Raw genomic sequence first — 15,918 nt, forward strand, 5'->3', positions numbered from 1 at the left:
CACGACCGGCCGGGGCGCGGGGCCGGCGAGCGACGCTGGGCAGATGCGTGATGTGCTGGTGGATCTCGTCGAGCTGGTGTTCCCGGCCGACTGCCCGGGGTGCGGGGCGGCCGGTCCGGCGGCGCCGCTGTGCCTGCGGTGCGGTGCGGCGCTGCGGGCCGCGACGGCAGGGCCGACGGCGCCCGATCCGGCACCGCCGGGCCTGCCGCCGTGCCATGCCCTCGGTGCGTACCAGGGCATGCTGCGTGAGCTGATCCTGTCGTACAAGGAGCGTGGCCGGCTGGGGCTCGCCGGGCCGCTGGGCCGGGCTCTGGCGGTGGCACTGCGCGCCGCGGTGGCCGGGCGCGCCGGCGGGGATTCCGGGGCGGTGACACTGGTGCCGGTGCCGGCGACGGCCGCGGCGGTTCGGGCCCGGCACGGCGACCACACGCTCCGGTTGGCCAGGTCCGCGGCGCGCTGGCTCGGCCGGGACGGTACCGCCGCCGTCGTGCGGCGACCGCTGCTGGCCCGGCCGCGTGGTGCCGACTCGACCGAGCTGACCGCGGCGGCCCGCATCGCCCGGTCCGACCAGGCGTTTCGGCTGCGCCCCGGCGCCGGGAGGCTGGCCCGGTGCGACCCGGTGGTGCTGCTGGACGACCTGATCACCACCGGGGCCACCCTGGCCGGCGCGGCCCGCCTGCTGCGCGCGGCCGGAGTGCCGGTGGCCGCCGCCGTCACGCTCGCCGCGACCCGGCGCCACCAGCGACCCGCCGCCACCCACTCGACCTGGTAATTCACGGCGAAATGGCAGCTGGTTCGGGGCTTCGTGACCCTAGGCTGGAGGCTCCTGGCAACACGCTCCGTACCCGGGGCGCCCGGCCGGAACGCACACCCAGTGCGTCACCGGTGGGTGTTCCTGCCCCGATACGCGGGGGAGCGGTGTCGGTGCCCCAAAATCTCGCTGACCTTGGGGATGCCGATTCGAGACCAGGAGGTTACCGTCGGGTGCACCCGATGTGCTCGCACGGGAGCGAGGGAGGTCGACAGAGACGACAGTGCCGGCCACCGCGAGGCGCGAGGGGCGCCGCCATCGCCGGCCGGTACGCACAGCGTTGCGGGTCCGCCGTAACCCACATGCGAAGACCGTGGGAGGTCAGGCGTGGATGTTGTGATCAAGGGCCGAAACCTGGAAGTGCCCGACCACTTCCGCCAGCTCATCACCGACAAGATGGACAAGATCGGCCGGTACGACCCGAAGATGTTCGAGGTCGACGTGGAGCTGTCCCACGAGCGCAACCGGCGGCAGTCCGGCCGCTGTCAGCGCGTCGAGATCACCTGCCGCTCGCGCGGCCCGGCGGTGCGCGCCGAGGCCTGCGCCGGCGACTTCTACAGCGCGCTGGACGCGTCGCTGACCAAGCTGGAGGCGAGGCTGCGCAAGTCGGCCGACCGGCGCCGGGTGCACCGCGGCCGGCGCACCCCGGAGTCGGTGGCGGCGGCCACCGCAGCGCTGGGCGCCGACAGCCCGGTGCCGGGTGCGGTCGCCGTGCTCGACCGGACCGACGAGCTGGCGGAGGGGGAGCGCGAGCAGGGGCCGGGCCGCATCGTCCGGGAGAAGGAGCATCCGGCCGACCCGATGACCGTCGACGACGCGCTGTTCCAGATGGAACTCGTCGGCCACGACTTCTACCTGTTCGTGGACAAGGAGTCCGGCCGGCCGAGCGTGGTCTACCGACGCAAGGGCTTCGACTACGGCATCCTTCGGCTGATGAGCTGACCGCTCGGCACCTGATCGGATCGACGGCCCGGCGCCCCTGGTGCCGGGCCGTCGCGCGCCGGGTCAGGCCGATCCGGCAACCAGCTCGTACAGCACGTCGTCGACGCGGCCACCGTCGGCGCCGGGCCGCCGGCTCAGCTCGCGGCCGACCCGGCGGAACCCGGCCCGTTCCAGCACCGCCTGGGATGCGGTGTTGCGCACGTCGGCCCCGGCGTACAACCGGGCCAGCCGCACATGGTCGAACGCCCAGCCGGCGAGCAGCCGGACCGCCCGGGTGGCGAAGCCGCGGCCCCGCCAGGCGGGCGCCAGGTGGTAGCCGACCATCGCGTTCGCGGTGACCGGCTCGGTGTAGTGCAGGACGATCTCCCCGGCGTAGCGGTCGCTCGGTGCGTCCCGCACGGTCAGCCGGGCGGCGGCGCCGGCGAGCCACTGGCTCTGCGCGGTCTCGCAGCTGTCCCGCACCTGGGCGCGGGTCGGCGCCACCGGCGGCACCGAGGACTCGTAGACCTCCGGCAGCCGCAGCACCTGGTACGCGTCGTCGGCGTCGGTCCGGTCCAGCGGGTGCAGCGCGACCACCCCGTCGGACAGCTCGCCGCCGGGCAGGTCGGGCAGCAGCCGGGGGGTGGGGCCGGCCGGGTCGCCGGTGAGTCGGGCCCACAGGACCAGGTCGCGCCGGGTCCCGCCGGGTCCGGTACCCGCACCGCGCAGGACGCCCTCCCGCCGGTACCCGGCCGCGAGCGCGACGCGCTGCCGCTGGGCGTCGGCGGGCGCCGCGCGCAGTTCCAGCCGGGCCAGTCCGTGCTGCAGCGCCCAGTCGGTCAGCGCGGCGACCGCTTCCCCGCCGAACCCCTTGCCCAGCGCCCAGGGCGCGAGCCAGTACCCGGCCTCGGCCTGGGCCAGCGGTTCGAGGTAGCGGTCCAGCTCGACGCAGCCGAGCAGCCGGTCGGTGTCCCGGTCGGCGACCACGAACACCGCGCCACCGGCCGCCCATCGGGCCGGCGCCTCGACATCGACGAAGGTCCGCGCTCGCGCCGGGTCGGCGAACCCGGCACACCCGCCGACCACGCCGCCGGTGCCGCCCGTTCCGCCGCCGGCCGCCTTGCCGTCGCCTGCCGCGACCGCCCGGCCCGCGGCGACCAGGTCGTCGACGTCGGCCCGGGCGGGCGCGCGCAGCCGCAGCCGTACGGTGTCGAGCTCCTCGCGTGGCAGCCCACCCATCCTCGCCCTCCCCACCCCGCACCCACCTTAGGGTCTGTCCCGACGTCCGCCTGCCCGCTGCGGTGGCCGTTCGCCGCGTCACGGTTCGGCCGGGTGGCTCTCCCGCCCATACCATGGCCCCTCGAGACCGGCCGGGCCCCGCCGACCTCGACCAGGGACGTCGAGACCGGCCCCCGAAGGAACCCGCCGGCATTCGATGCCTTCCGGCCGGCGGATTCGCGGCCCGCTCGAACCACTTTTCCGATGCGCTCGCCCGCCGACTGCGGCAGGCTTGCCGGCATGAGTACCGCTGACGTTTCGTCGACCACGCAGCAGGATGCCACGGCACCCGGCACCGGGTCGTCGGCTGCCACGCAGCCCGGCGGCAGGCAGGACGCCGCACAGTTCGGCCGGGAGACCGCGTCGGACGGCGCGTTCGTCCGCCAACCCAACCGGTTCACCGACCGGGTGACCCGGGACTCCCGGTCCGCTCCCGGCGAGGGGCCGGACGAGCACGGCCACTGGCCGGTCGAGGCCGGACGCTACCGGCTCGTCGTCTCGCTCGCCTGCCCCTGGGCCCACCGGTCGATCATCGACCGGGAGCTGCTCGGGCTGCAGGAGGCCATCTCGCTCGCCGTGGTCGATCCGATCCGGGACGAGAAGGGCTGGCGGTTCACCCTCGACGAGGGCGGCAAGGACCCGGTGCTCGGCATCGGCTTCCTGTCCGAGGCGTACCTGGCGACCGACCCCGGCTTCGCCGGCCGGGTCACCGTCCCGGCGCTGGTGGACACGATCACCGGCCGGGTGGTCAGCAACGACTACCCGCAGCTTTCGCTGGACCTGTCCACCGAGTGGGTGGACCACCACGGCCCCGGCGCCCCCGACCTGTACCCGGAGGCGCTGCGCGCCGAGCTGGATCCGCTGATGGCGGAGATCTTCACCGACCTCAACAACGGGGTGTACAAGGCGGGCTTCGCCACCGGCCAGGCGGCGTACGAGGCGGCCTACGACGCGCTGTTCGCCCGCCTGGACGTGCTGGAGGAGCGGCTCGCGGACCGGCGGTACCTGATGGGCGACCGGCTCACCGAGGCGGACGTGCGGCTGTTCACCACGCTGGTGCGGTTCGACGCCGTCTACCACAACCACTTCAAGTGCAACCGGCAGAAGCTGACCGAGTTCATCAACCTCTGGGCGTACGCGCGCGATCTCTACCAGACCCACGGCTTCGGCGACACCGTCGACTTCGACCACATCAAGCGGCACTACTACCTGACCCACCCCAAGATCAACCCGACCGGGGTCGTCCCCAAGGGCCCCGACCCGCTGCGCTGGCTCACCCCGCACGCCCGCGGTTGAGTGAGGTCGCTGCGCCGCACCTGAGGCGTCCGCTGGACTGCGCCGATCCCGGACTTGTGTGCGTTCCTTGATGTGACGCTGCGCCGCACCTGAGGCGTCCGCTGAACTGCGCCGGTCCCGGACTTGTGTGCGTTCGCACACGGCGCCCGGTCTCGGCTTGCCAGCGAACGCCTCAGGTACGGCTCGCTCACGTCCCCTCGGGGAGACGTCACAACCCTCTGGGGGGAGAATTTCTCGGGCTTTGGCCTCAGTGCGGCGGTGCGTCCTATCGCAGCAGGGCGCCGTACCAGGTGTCGACGGGGGTACCGCGGTGCAGGGTGTGGCCGCGTTCGGTGCCCTCGACGGTGAAACCGGCCTTCTCGGCGACCCGGCGGGACGCCGGATTCGTCACGTACGCCCGCCATTCGATCCGGTCGATCGCGAGGGCGTCGAACGTCCAGTCGCAGACCGCACGCAGGGCGCTGGTGGCGACACCCCGGCCGCGCGCCGACGCCGCGACCGAGTAGCCGATGTCGGCGATCCGGGCGGGCCAGTCCAGCAGTCGCAGGTCCATCGTGCCGAGCAGCCGGCCGGCCGGCTCGGTGATCGCGAAGACCGCGCCGTCGCCGGCCACCCAGCGGTCCCGGGCGAGCCGGACGAAGAACGCCGCGTGCGACGGCTGGTACGGCACCGGCACGGTGGTGAACTCCGCCATCGCCGGGTCCCGGCACAGCTCGACGAGCGCCGGCACGTCGGTCTCGGTGACCGGGCGCAGCAGGTACCCGCCGGCCTCGATCGTGGGCTGGGCCGTCAGGTAGGTGCGCGCCTGCCGTGCCGCCCGGGCCAACGCCGCGTCGTCCGGTCCGGCCGCGCGCAGTTCGCCGGGCAGCATGCCGGCCAGCCACCCGTCCTGCGGTTCGTCACCGAGGTGCGGCGCCAGCCCGGACCGGGTCACCCCTTCCAGCCGCATCCCGAGCCGCGCGGCGACCAGCCGGGACGCGTGGTTGCCGACCACCGCCTGCCAGCCGAGCCGGTGGACCCGCAGCGTGTCGAACGCCCACCGCGCGACCAGCCGGCCGGCCCGCACGGTGACGCCACGGCCCCGCGCCCACGGCGCCGTCCAGTACCCGAGCTCGGCGGTCCCGTCGCGCCGGTGCAACCCCTGGGATCCGAGCAGCTCGCCGGTCGCCGAGTCGAACACGCCGAAGGTGGCGACGGTACCGGCGGCCCACTGGTCGGGCGCCGTGGCGACGAAGTGGGCCGCGTCCGCCTCGGTGTACGGGCTCGGCACGGTCGTCCAGCGCTGGATGTCCGGGTCCTGGCAGGCGCGGTACACCGCGTCGGCGTCGTCCGGGCGCCAGCAGCGCAGGGTCAGCTCGTCGTCGGTCAGCCGCACCGGGTCCATGCCGGGGATCCTGCCGGAACCGCGGCGGCCGGCACACCGAATTCGCCGGGCCCGGCGGTGGGTGGTGCCGGGCGTGCGCGGACGGTACCGGGCAGGCGCCGGACGGTGGCCGGCGGCGGGCGGTGGCCGGACGGTACGGGGTGTGCGCGGCCGGTGGCCGGCGGCGGGCGATGGCGGGCGGGCGCCGGACGGTGGCGGGCGGGCTGGGAAAACGGGGCGCGGCAGGGCACACTCGTACCCATTGGTAACCATGGACGGTCGGTGACGAGGCGGTGGCAGTGGCGAAACACGGCGCCGAGGCGACGGGGGTGGCGACGGGCGCGCGCGTCCGGTCCGGCGTGCGGGTCGGCCGGACCTACCTGGCGAAGACGATCATGACGGCGGCGCTGGTGGCGGCCCTGCTGCTGGGCCTCGGCGCGGTACTCGTCGGATTCGGTGCGAACCCGCACAACGTGCTGGTCAGCGGGCTGACCCGGGCCGGCAACTGGCTGGCCGGGCCGTTCGGCGACCTGTTCACGTTCGCCGACCACACCAAGCAGGTCCTGGTCGACTGGGTGATCGCGGCGGTGGCGTACCTCGCCGTCGGTGGCGTGCTGTCCCGGCTGATCAGGCCATGACCGTTTTCGCCACCTCGGGCCGGTCGGGCCGGTCGCCGCGCCACGTCGGCCTGGCGTCGCCGGTCGCCGCGGCACGTCGGCCCGGCTTCGCCGGTGCGCCGGGCGCGCGCCGCCGGTCGGGTGTGCCGCTGGTCACCGGCACCGCGGGGCGTGGTCCAATGACCGGATCAGGGTGCCGTGTGACAATCCGGAGCCGGTCTGCCGGGCGCGATGTGTCCAACGGGCGCCGCCCTGCCTACGATGGTCGCCGGAGAACATCCCCCAGGGAGCGTTGAGAAGTGTCGGTTCTGGAAAAGATGCTGCGCACCGGCGAGGGCCGGATGCTGCGGCGGCTCAAGGCGATTTCGTCCGCGATCAACGATCTCGAGGACGACTACACCGAGCTGAGCGACGCCGAGCTGCGCGAGCTCACCGACCAGTACAAGGAGCGCTTCGCCGACGGGGAGTCGCTCGACGACCTGCTGCCGGAGGCGTTCGCGACGGTCCGGGAGGCGGCCTCCCGGGTGCTCAACAAGCGGCCGTACGACGTGCAGGTCATGGGCGGCGCCGCGCTCCACTTCGGGCACATCGCGGAGATGAAGACCGGTGAGGGCAAGACGCTCGTCTCCACCCTGCCGGCCTACCTGAACGCGCTCTCCGGCAAGGGCGTGCACATCATCACCGTCAACGACTACCTGGCCCAGCGCGACGCCGAGTGGATGGGTGCGGTGCACCGCTTCCTCGGCCTGACCGTCGGAGTGGTGCTGCCGCAGATGACGCCGGCCGAGCACAAGGCCGCGTACGAGTGCGACATCACCTACGGCACGAACAACGAGTTCGGCTTCGACTACCTGCGCGACAACATGGCCTGGTCGGCCGACGAGATGGTGCAGCGCGGGCACAACTTCGCCATCGTCGACGAGGTCGACTCGATCCTCATCGACGAGGCGCGGACCCCGCTGATCATCTCCGGCCCGGCCGAGCACTCCGCCCGGTGGTACACCGAGTTCGCCCGGGTGGTGAAGCGGCTCAAGCGGTCCAGTCCGATGGCGCCGACCGCCTCGCTCGGTGGCCGCGCGCCGGAGCCGGACGGCGACTACGAGGTGGACGAGTCCAAGCGCACCGTGGCGATCACCGAGGCCGGGGTGCACAAGGTCGAGGACCAGCTCGGCATCGACAACCTGTACGAGTCGGTCAACACCCCGCTGGTCGGCTTCCTGAACAACGCGATCAAGGCCAAGGAGCTGTACAAGCTCGACAAGGACTACATCGTCTCCGACGGCGAGGTCCTGATCGTCGACGAGTTCACCGGCCGCATCCTGCACGGCCGGCGCTACAACGAGGGTATGCACCAGGCGATCGAGGCCAAGGAAGGCGTCGAGATCAAGCAGGAGAACCAGACGCTCGCCACGATCACCCTGCAGAACTACTTCCGGCTGTACGAGAAGCTCGCCGGCATGACCGGTACCGCGCTGACCGAGGCGGCCGAGTTCAACAAGGTCTACAAGATCGGGGTCACCCCGATCCCGACCAACAAGCCGATGATCCGCGAGGACCGCGCCGACGTCATCTACAAGACCGAGCAGGCCAAGTTCGACGCGGTCGTCGAGGACATCGCCGAGCGGCACGAGATCGGCCAGCCGGTCCTGGTCGGTACGGTCAGCGTCGAGCGCAGCGAGGTCCTCTCGGACATGCTGACCAAGCGCGGCATCGAGCACTCGGTGCTGAACGCGAAGTACCACGCCCGGGAGGCGGAGATCGTCGCCCAGGCCGGCCGCAAGGGCGCGGTCACCGTCGCCACCAACATGGCCGGCCGCGGTACCGACATCCTGCTCGGCGGCAACCCGGAGTTCACCGCCGCCGCCAAGCTGCGCAACGCCGGCATCAGCGCCGAGGAGGACCCGGAGGGCTACGAGGAGGCGTACGGCGCGGCCCTGGAGGAGGCCGAGAAGGAGTGCGCGGCCGAGGCCGAGGAGGTGCTCGACGCCGGTGGGCTGTACGTGCTCGGCACCGAGCGGCACGAGTCCCGCCGCATCGACAACCAGCTGCGCGGTCGGTCCGGCCGGCAGGGTGACCCCGGCGAGTCCCGGTTCTACCTGTCCCTGCAGGACGAGCTGATGCGCCGGTTCCGCGCCGGCGCCGTCGAGACGGTGATGGAGCGGCTCAACATCCCGGACGACGTGCCGATCGAGTCGAAGATGGTCAGCCGGCAGATCCGCAGCGCGCAGACCCAGATCGAGCAGCAGAACGCCGAGATCCGCAAGAACGTCCTCAAGTACGACGAGGTGCTGAACAAGCAGCGCCAGGTCATCTACGCCGAGCGCAAGCGGGTGCTGGACGGCGAGGACCTGCACGACTACATCGACAACATCATCGACGACGTGATCGACGCGTACGTGCGGGGCGCGACCGCCGAGGGCTACGCCGAGGACTGGGACCTCGACAAGCTGTGGACCGCGCTGAAGCAGATGTACCCGATCTCGGTCACCGTGGAGGACCTGGAGGACGAGGCCGGCGGGCTGGAGGCGATGGACGCCGACTTCCTCGCCGAGCAGCTCAAGGACGACGCGCACGAGGCGTACGAACGGCGCGAGGAAGAGCTCGGCGCCGACGCGCTGCGCGAGCTGGAGCGTCAGGTGCTGCTCGCGGTCATCGACCGCAAGTGGCGCGAGCACCTGTACGAGATGGACTACCTGCAGGAGGGTGTCGGCCTCCGGGCGTACGCGCAGCGCGACCCGCTGGTGGAGTACCAGCGCGAGGGTTTCGACATGTTCCAGCAGATGCTGGACGGCATCAAGGAGGAGGCGGTCGGCTTCCTGTTCAACCTGGAGGTCCAGGTCGAGGAGGAGGGCGAGACACCGCCGGCCGCCGAGGAGCCGACCGAGCTGACCGCCGAGGAGTTCGCCGCGCAGGTCGACAAGGCCGCCGCGGACCTCACCCCGGCGGGCGGCGACGGCAAGGTCGAGATCCACGCGAAGGGGCTCGGCGAGCGGTCCCCGCAGTCGCTGCAGTACTCGCAGCCGACGATCGACGGTGCCGCCGGCAGCGGCGCGGTCGAGGTGGGCCAGGACTCCGGCTCGGCGACCGCCGCGGCGGCGCTGGGCATCGGGCCGCAGTCGAAGATCGCCGCGGGCGAGAAGCAGAACGCACCGGGCCAGAAGGTCGGCTCCGGCCCGTCGCGCAACGCGCCCTGCCCGTGCGGCTCCGGCAAGAAGTACAAGAAGTGCCACGGCGCCCCGGGCTCGGCCCCGCTACCAGAGTGATCATGCGCTGACCTGCATAGTTCGACAGTCATCGACGGTCGTTGGTGGTCGTCATTGGGCTTGGTCAGACGGCCCGGTGACGGCCCAGACGGCCCAGAGACGGCCCAGAAACCGAGGGGCTGAGACACCGCGATGCCCCGGCAGGAGGACCCTTGTCGGGGCATCACTGTCTGTGGCGCGGCTCGCTAAGTCGTGGAGTCCGGCTCTTCATCGACCAAGGGCAGACCACGAACGCCGCGCCAGCCCCAGCTGTCCAATTTGTGCAGCAGCGGCTCCCACGCAACCGCAGCGAGCTCCTGGGCGTGCTCCGCGCAGAGCTGCATGGTCACGGCGAGGTCGTCTACCTGTAGGCGAAGCTGTATGCCTCTCCGGTACTGCTGGATCTCTTGCAACGGCGCGTTGGTCCATGACTCCCCATGGGTCGCGACACGGGCACAGCCTTTCACTCCGCACACCAGCATCTGGTCAGTCTGCCGCGCTCGGTGAGTCCTGGGGCCCCGCAGCCCTGCCAGCCGCACTCGGCAGGTCTTGCCTGCTGAGGTGCACTCACGGCCGCCGGCGCGCCAGTGCCAGGCAGGGAGGGCCGCAGCGTTGCCCCAGCTCGTCTCGCCATCGGACCGTGCCCAGCCGGTCTCGGGGCAAGATGGCCCCGGGGTTGGGCCATCGCGGCAGCGCTCGCCCGGAACCACGGCCAACGGTGGCCACGCAGAGGCGAGCGTAAGGCCGTGCCCCGACAGCTCGCCCTGGTCCTGGCGGTGCTCGTCGACGGTGGCGCCGGGTGCGGGCCGGCCTTCCGCCCGCCGAGGCCGGAGGCCGTAGGCGGGCGGCCCTTCCCGGACCGTGCCCGGCGCCTGCGCCGCGCCAGCGGCGCCTTGATCCAGTAGAGAGCAATTCGGCAGTGACCCCGGGCGGCTGCTGCTGCGTACGAGTGCGCGGCCGGGTATGCTCGCTGGTATGACGCGGTTGACGATCACGGTGCCGGACGATCTGGCCAGCTTGATCCGGGAGGCTGGCGGGGAGAACGTGTCCGCATGGGCGGCTCGGCAACTCCGGGATGCCCTGGTGCGCGAGGAAGCGCGGATGGTCGCGGAGTACGAGCGAACGCACGGCGATCCCGATTGGGATGCTGAGCGGGAGTCGATGGCGTGAGGCGGGGAACGGTGGTCGGCCACGCTCTGCGTGACCGGCGGTTTGTCGTTGTCTCCTGCCAGGCAATCACCGACACCGGAACGGTTGTCGTCGCGGAGATTGCCGATGCGGTGCCGAGTGGTGCACGCGGGATGTTGGCCGTTCCGCTCACCGATGCGGACCCGGTTCCGGGAGCGGTGCTCTCGTGGCGGATCAACTACATGGCGGCTGATCGTCTCGGCGGGCAACTTGGCGAGCTGTCCGCCGAGACGGTGGAGCGTCTAGACATGGCGCTGAGGGCCACGCTGGACCTGTAGCGACTCAGGCGGGCTGATCCGCTGGACGCATTTCCTCGATGATCCAGTCCAGGTACCGGTCCCATCCACCGGTGATCGGCAGGACGATCAGTTCGGGGACCTCGCCGCTGTGGTGCGCGGGCAGCCATTCAACGATCGCGTCGACCCGGTCGGCTGCGGTCTTGATCCAGATCTGCCACTCGGCCTCGTTCCAGACCTGGCCCTCCCACCGGTAGATCGCTCGGATCGGCGAGGTCACCTGTGCGCACGCGGCAAGCCGGGCCTCGACCAGTTCAGTGGCGAGCTTCTGCGCCTGCTCTCGAGCGGGTCAACGGGATGCACGCGCTGCGGCACTTCTACGCCTCGGTCCTGCTGGACGCGGGGGAGAGCATCAAGGCGCTGTCGTCATACCTCGGGCACGCGGACGGGGGTTCACGCTGCGTACGCACACGCACCTGATGTCGTCCAGTGAGGCGCGGACGCGGAAGGCGATTGCCGACGTGCTTCGGGCAGCCCCTAGTAATAGGGTGAGTGACTCCGACGGCCCAGTGGCGGCCCAGGGGGTCAGTTGATCTACATCACCGCAGGTCAGGTGCATGATCAACCAGAGAATTAGCAGAAGTGCCACGGCGCCCCTGGCTCGGCTCCGCTACCCGAGTGATCATGCTCTGACCTGAACAGTTCGACAGTTGTCGACGGTCGTTGGTGGTCGTCATCGGGCTTGATCAGACGGCCCGGTGACGGCCCAGACGGACCAACAATCGGGCGCCAGAGACACCGCATGCCCCGGCAGAACCCCACCTTGCCGGGGCAGCGCGGTCGGTACGGTCTCCTCGCAGTGTCCGGAGCGGGCCGCGGATGGCGCTGACCCACCGCTACAGTGGCTGTCACATGGGCCAGCCGAAGCACTCGTCTGACGACTTCGTCGGCAGCTTCACGACGGCGGCTCAGGATCACGGCCATTACCCAGATGGTGTCCACGACTGACTGTCCGTCCATCCCGACAGCGCCGAGCTCGTCGCAGGACAACTCACCTGAAGTCGGCCCTGGTGAGACCGTCGGGGTGGCCGTCGGGCCACTGGACCAGCTCGATCCGGTAGCCGTCCGGATCGCTGATCCAGCAGGTCTGCGGGCCGGCGGGGCCGCCAGGGCGCTCGATCGGCCCGGGTTCGATCCCCCGGGCGGCAAGATCGGCGTGTGTTTCCGCCACCGACTCGACCTGGATCACCAGGTGGTTGAGGCCGTCACCGGGGCCGGCCGCGCCTCGTGCCGGGTCGTGCACCAGTTCGATGGTGACGAAGTCGTCGCCGGGCAGCTGGAGCATGGTGAGGCTGCCGTGGGCGGTCCCCTCGACGGTGCCGACGAGTCGGTACCCGACGGCGGTGTAAAAGGCGAGGGAACGTTCCGGCTCGCTGACCCGCAGGCCGACGTGCAGCGTACGCATGGTGGACATCCTGCGCTCCTGTGGTGAGTCGGCTCGCCGGCCGAGGAATGGAGGAAACGATGCCGGGCCGCGTCGGGCGGACTGTCGGATCGGCGTCAGGCGGATGGTGAGTGTCGGTACGGCCCGTAGCGTTGGCTGTGGATCACCGGTGGGTGCGCGCGGCGTACCGGGTCGGCGGGTGAATCTGGGTTAACCTGTGATCACCAAGCGAATATCGCACTCGCGGTGACTTGCCTCCCGGTGCGACACTCCATTGTGGAACTCGCAGGTCGAACGACAGGTGGGAGCGCGTAGCAGTAGCGACGTGGGGAGGAGGTGCCCGAGATGGCCGCGGTGGACAGGTCCCGTTCCTGGCTGGGGTTGGACTCCGGTGAGCCGCACGACGACGAGGCCGTGCCGCCTCGCGTGCCGGACGCCGCGCCCGCTGCCGACCGTCGTCTCGCCACCATTCACCTCACCAGCTTTCACCAGGCACGGACCGTCGGCGAGCGGTTCCGTGAGGGTGTGCCGGTGCTGATGGACCTGAGCGGGATGGACGAGGCGGGCGCCAAGCGCGTCGTCGACTTCGCCTCCGGGTTGGTGTTCGGGCTGCGTGGCGGCATGGACCGGATCGCACCGCGGGTGTTCCTGGTGCTGCCGGCCGGCACCGAGCTGACCCACGCGACACCTCGCTGACGCTGCTCGCCCGACTCGATCGCGCCACGTGCCCGTAGGGGTACGTGGCGCGATCGGCCTCGTCGGCCCGGCCGGGCACCGGACAGGGCGCGCAACGCCCGGTCACAGCTTTTCCGCAATTTTCTTCGTCACTCGCCGTCGATCTCCTAGGGATGCACGCGGGTTCCGGTGACTCGATTCTCGGGCGCATTTCAACAGCGATCACTACGGAATGCATTCATGCATTCACCGATGCATGTCAATGAATGGTCTGGGCTGGCCGGCCAAATCGGCAGAGATACGGCAGATCATGACTTGACGCCTCCGGTTTGGCTGGTCAAACTGGCCCGGACCAGGCGCCTGGTTCATTGATTACTGACCGAATTTAAGGGAGTACGCGCAGATGAGTCTCGGTGGAATTCTGCCGCTGGACAACTTGGGTGACGTCACCCACGGCGCGACCGGCTTCGAGGCCGGCCCGATTCACGGGGGCGCCGGCCTCGACCTGACCGGCACCAGCGCGGTCGGCGTGCACGGCCCCGCCGGTGTGAACGCGGGCGGCGACGTGAGCCTGGCCGACCAGAGCGCGCACCTGGGTGTCGGCGCCGCTGGTCACGAGGTCGTCGGGGTGGGTACGCCCGGTCAGGCCGGCAACAACCTCGACGTGACCGTGCTCGACCAGAACCTCGGCCTCTGATTCCTGCTTCGCGGGCCCGCACGGGCCCGAAGCAGTTGGTGGCTGCCGGGCCCCGGACCTTGGCCCGGGCCCGCACTGCCGTACCGGCACCGTCGCGCGAAGCGGTGCCGGTACGTGGCCGTCACGGCGCCGGCCGCCGGGACGACGACCCCGCCGTACCGGTGCCGTTGCCGGCACCGCGGACGCCCGCACCGTGGACGGGAGCGACATGCGTCAGTCACTGGCCATCGAGGTCACCGACCTGGCCAAGTACTACGGACGGCACCGGGCGGTGGCCGGGATCAGCTTCGACGTCGCCGACGGCGAGATCTTCGCGCTGCTGGGCCGCAACGGCGCCGGCAAGTCCACCACCATGAAGATGCTCAGCACGCTGATGCTGCCGAGTGGCGGCCGGGCCCGCGTCGCCGGCTACGACACGGTCCGGTCTCCGCGCGAGGTGCGGCACCGGATCGGGTTCGTGTTCCAGGAGAGCACCCTGGACCCCGCCCTGACCGTGCTGGAGAACCTACGCTTCCACGCCACCCTGTACGGCACGCCGCGGCGCCAGCTGGACGAACGCATCGAGTACGCGTTGATGCTGCTCGGGCTCGAACCACATGCCAAGGCGATCGTTGCGCGGCTGTCCGGCGGTCTCGCGCGGCGGCTGGAGATCGTGCGCGCGCTGCTGCACAAGCCCAAGATCCTCTTCCTGGACGAGCCGAGCCTCGGCCTCGACCCGCCCACCCGCACCCGGCTCTGGCAGGAGATCCGGCACCTGCGCGAACGCGACGGGCTGACGGTGCTGATGACCACGCACTACATGGACGAGGTGGAAAACGTCGACCGGCTCGCCATCGTCAACGCCGGCGAACTCGTCGCGATCGACACCCCGAGCCGGCTCAAGGCGGCCGTCGGACTGGACCGGATCCGGCTCAGTACCACCAACAACGCGCTGGCGCTGCACCAGCTGGTGGCCGCGGGCGTACCGGCATGGGCGGAGGGCGAGGTCATCGTCTGCTGCGTGCCCGACGCGGAGCGCGGCATCGGCCGGCTGCTCGGCCATGTCGACGTGCCCGCCACCTCGGTCAGCGTCCAGCGGCCCAGCCTGGACGACGTGTTCGTGCACTTCACCGAGCAGGCGCTGGCGCGCGAGGCGGCCGAGCCGCCGTCCGGCACGCACCGTCGCCGGGTGCGGTCATGAGCGATCGTCGGCGAGCGAGCCGCGGGTGTCGCGCGCTGCGTGCCTCATGAGCGTCCCGAGGGAGGGGCGTTCGTGAGCGATGGTCAGTCGTCCCGGGTGTACGCGTCGCGCGGCACGACCGGGATCCGCCGGTCGCTGTTCGGCGGGCCGGTGCCGGTGGCCGGCGAGGACGACACCGAACAGGCCGAACGCACCGTCCGGCTGCGGCCCGAGTCCGCTGCGACGAACCGGGAGCCGGCCGCCGTGGACCGCGAGTCGCGCCGGCCGTCGCCTCGCCGCCGGACAGGTCCCCGCCCGGCGGAACGGCCGACTTCCGCGGCGGATCGCGACCGCGAAGCGCCCTCCCGGCCGGGACGTGGGTACGAGCCGGGCCGCCCGTCGGATCGGCCGGAGCGGGCGGCCCCGTCGGGGCCCAGCGCGGGGGACCGGTCGCGCGCCGACTCCGCGGCGCCGTCCGACGCCGGGACCGGTCGACACGGTAGGGAGCCGGCGCCGGAGCCGCGCGGGCGTCACGGGCACGCCGAACCCGAGGACCAGACCGGTCGGCACGGCACCGGGTCCGAGGACCAGACTGGTCGGCATGGCAGCGGGCCCGAGGCGCGGGGCGGCCGGCACGGCGGCGATTCGCGGTCCGCGGTGCAGCACGGTCGGCGCGGCGCCGGCACCGGATCCGAGGCGCGAGCCGGTCGGCACGGCGCCGATTCCGGATCCGAGGCGCAGTCGGCGGGGCGGCATGGCGCCGACACCGGATCCGAGGCGCAGTCGGTGGGGCGGCACGGCGCAGACTCGGGCCGCCTCGGGTCGCGATCCGCGGCCACGGTGTCGTCCCCGGCCCCGGTGTCGCCGGCGCCCCGGCACGGCGCCGAACCGCCCGCCTCGGCGCCGCGGCACGGTGCGGAACCGGCCTCGCCGGCGGCCCGGCACGGTGCGGAGCCAGGCACCCCGGCGTCCCCGCACGGCGACGCACCGG

The 15,918-nt window shown here is 71.8% G+C and carries 14 protein-coding genes and 2 pseudogenes; 12 read left to right on the forward strand and 4 right to left on the reverse strand.

What is annotated here, in order from left to right:
- Window positions 1–43: 43 nt before the first annotated feature.
- Together Athai_RS04130 and hpf are read left to right on the forward strand one after the other, a co-directional pair.
- Window positions 44–772 (forward strand): ComF family protein, encoded by a 729-nt coding sequence (locus Athai_RS04130; RefSeq protein WP_203960238.1) that lies wholly within the window; start codon window positions 44–46, stop codon window positions 770–772.
- A gap of 366 nt (window positions 773–1,138) precedes the next feature.
- Window positions 1,139–1,753 carry a ribosome hibernation-promoting factor, HPF/YfiA family gene (gene hpf / locus Athai_RS04135; protein WP_203960239.1) on the forward strand — a complete coding sequence of 205 codons (615 nt, stop codon included), beginning with the start codon at window positions 1,139–1,141 and terminating at the stop codon, window positions 1,751–1,753.
- A 63-nt stretch (window positions 1,754–1,816) separates the two neighbouring features.
- Here hpf and Athai_RS04140 read toward each other — a convergent pair whose 3' ends face one another.
- On the reverse strand, window positions 1,817–2,971 hold the full coding sequence (locus Athai_RS04140) for a GNAT family N-acetyltransferase (RefSeq protein WP_203960240.1): 1,155 nt from the start codon (window positions 2,969–2,971) through the stop codon (window positions 1,817–1,819).
- 279 nt (window positions 2,972–3,250) lie between these two features.
- On the opposite strand from Athai_RS04140, the gene Athai_RS04145 reads away from it, so the two are divergent.
- On the forward strand, window positions 3,251–4,306 hold the full coding sequence (locus Athai_RS04145; RefSeq protein ID WP_203960241.1) for a glutathione S-transferase family protein: 1,056 nt from the start codon (window positions 3,251–3,253) through the stop codon (window positions 4,304–4,306).
- Between the two features lie 265 nt (window positions 4,307–4,571).
- Here Athai_RS04145 and Athai_RS04150 read toward each other — a convergent pair whose 3' ends face one another.
- Complete coding sequence (locus Athai_RS04150; RefSeq protein WP_203960242.1) at window positions 4,572–5,690, reverse strand: GNAT family N-acetyltransferase; 1,119 nt, start codon at window positions 5,688–5,690, stop codon at window positions 4,572–4,574.
- Between the two features lie 272 nt (window positions 5,691–5,962).
- Between Athai_RS04150 and Athai_RS04155 the strand changes: the two genes are divergently transcribed.
- The 5 genes and pseudogenes from Athai_RS04155 to Athai_RS04170 all read left to right on the forward strand — a co-directional run bounded on the left by Athai_RS04155 (window position 5,963) and on the right by Athai_RS04170 (window position 10,994).
- Entirely contained in the window at window positions 5,963–6,307 is a 345-nt protein-coding gene (locus Athai_RS04155) for a hypothetical protein (RefSeq protein ID WP_203960243.1), read from the forward strand.
- A 278-nt stretch (window positions 6,308–6,585) separates the two neighbouring features.
- A pseudogene (secA, locus tag Athai_RS04160) lies at window positions 6,586–9,337 on the forward strand (preprotein translocase subunit SecA); the annotation flags it as partial.
- 8 nt (window positions 9,338–9,345) lie between these two features.
- Window positions 9,346–9,549 carry an SEC-C metal-binding domain-containing protein gene (locus tag Athai_RS35450; protein WP_476692255.1) on the forward strand — a complete coding sequence of 68 codons (204 nt, stop codon included), beginning with the start codon at window positions 9,346–9,348 and terminating at the stop codon, window positions 9,547–9,549.
- Between the two features lie 954 nt (window positions 9,550–10,503).
- Window positions 10,504–10,698: a hypothetical protein gene (locus Athai_RS04165; RefSeq protein WP_203960245.1), complete on the forward strand. Its 195-nt coding sequence runs from the start codon at window positions 10,504–10,506 to the stop codon at window positions 10,696–10,698.
- A complete protein-coding gene (locus tag Athai_RS04170) occupies window positions 10,695–10,994 on the forward strand; it encodes a type II toxin-antitoxin system PemK/MazF family toxin (protein ID WP_203960246.1) in 300 nt (99 codons plus the stop codon). Before Athai_RS04165 ends, Athai_RS04170 begins: the two co-directional genes overlap by 4 nt.
- A gap of 4 nt (window positions 10,995–10,998) precedes the next feature.
- On the opposite strand, the gene cutA is transcribed toward Athai_RS04170, so the two are convergent.
- On the reverse strand, window positions 10,999–11,265 hold the full coding sequence (cutA, locus tag Athai_RS04175) for a divalent-cation tolerance protein CutA (protein ID WP_203965321.1): 267 nt from the start codon (window positions 11,263–11,265) through the stop codon (window positions 10,999–11,001).
- A 32-nt stretch (window positions 11,266–11,297) separates the two neighbouring features.
- On the opposite strand from cutA, the pseudogene Athai_RS35455 reads away from it, so the two are divergent.
- Window positions 11,298–11,545: pseudogene (locus tag Athai_RS35455) on the forward strand (site-specific integrase); the annotation flags it as partial.
- A gap of 458 nt (window positions 11,546–12,003) precedes the next feature.
- Here Athai_RS35455 and Athai_RS04180 read toward each other — a convergent pair.
- Complete coding sequence (locus Athai_RS04180) at window positions 12,004–12,426, reverse strand: VOC family protein (protein WP_239156711.1); 423 nt, start codon at window positions 12,424–12,426, stop codon at window positions 12,004–12,006.
- 315 nt (window positions 12,427–12,741) lie between these two features.
- Here Athai_RS04180 and Athai_RS04185 point away from each other — a divergent pair, with 315 nt between their 5' ends.
- The 3 genes from Athai_RS04185 (at window position 12,742) to Athai_RS04195 (ending at window position 14,948) form a co-directional block, all read left to right on the forward strand.
- Window positions 12,742–13,092: a cell division protein SepF gene (locus Athai_RS04185; RefSeq protein WP_203960247.1), complete on the forward strand. Its 351-nt coding sequence runs from the start codon at window positions 12,742–12,744 to the stop codon at window positions 13,090–13,092.
- Window positions 13,093–13,474: 382 nt separating this feature from the next.
- Window positions 13,475–13,768 (forward strand): hypothetical protein, encoded by a 294-nt coding sequence (locus tag Athai_RS04190; protein WP_203960248.1) that lies wholly within the window; start codon window positions 13,475–13,477, stop codon window positions 13,766–13,768.
- Window positions 13,769–13,976: 208 nt separating this feature from the next.
- The gene (locus Athai_RS04195; protein WP_203960249.1) at window positions 13,977–14,948 is read left to right on the forward strand and encodes an ABC transporter ATP-binding protein; all 972 of its coding nucleotides are present in this window, start codon (window positions 13,977–13,979) and stop codon (window positions 14,946–14,948) included.
- Window positions 14,949–15,918: the final 970 nt, after the last annotated feature.

Origin of the sequence: Actinocatenispora thailandica, from assembly GCF_016865425.1 — a bacterium.
In the GTDB taxonomy this organism is placed as follows: domain Bacteria; phylum Actinomycetota; class Actinomycetes; order Mycobacteriales; family Micromonosporaceae; genus Actinocatenispora; species Actinocatenispora thailandica.

Coding starts and splice junctions, on each gene's coding strand:
- Athai_RS04190 (WP_203960248.1), top strand. CDS start 13,475: ATGAGTCTCGGTGGAATTCTGCCGCTGGACAACTTGGGTGACGTCACC.
- Athai_RS04150 (WP_203960242.1), bottom strand. CDS start 5,690: ATGGACCCGGTGCGGCTGACCGACGACGAGCTGACCCTGCGCTGCTGG.
- Athai_RS04165 (WP_203960245.1), top strand. CDS start 10,504: ATGACGCGGTTGACGATCACGGTGCCGGACGATCTGGCCAGCTTGATC.
- Athai_RS04130 (WP_203960238.1), top strand. CDS start 44: ATGCGTGATGTGCTGGTGGATCTCGTCGAGCTGGTGTTCCCGGCCGAC.
- Athai_RS04140 (WP_203960240.1), bottom strand. CDS start 2,971: ATGGGTGGGCTGCCACGCGAGGAGCTCGACACCGTACGGCTGCGGCTG.
- Athai_RS04180 (WP_239156711.1), bottom strand. CDS start 12,426: ATGTCCACCATGCGTACGCTGCACGTCGGCCTGCGGGTCAGCGAGCCG.
- Athai_RS04195 (WP_203960249.1), top strand. CDS start 13,977: ATGCGTCAGTCACTGGCCATCGAGGTCACCGACCTGGCCAAGTACTAC.
- Athai_RS04185 (WP_203960247.1), top strand. CDS start 12,742: ATGGCCGCGGTGGACAGGTCCCGTTCCTGGCTGGGGTTGGACTCCGGT.
- Athai_RS04145 (WP_203960241.1), top strand. CDS start 3,251: ATGAGTACCGCTGACGTTTCGTCGACCACGCAGCAGGATGCCACGGCA.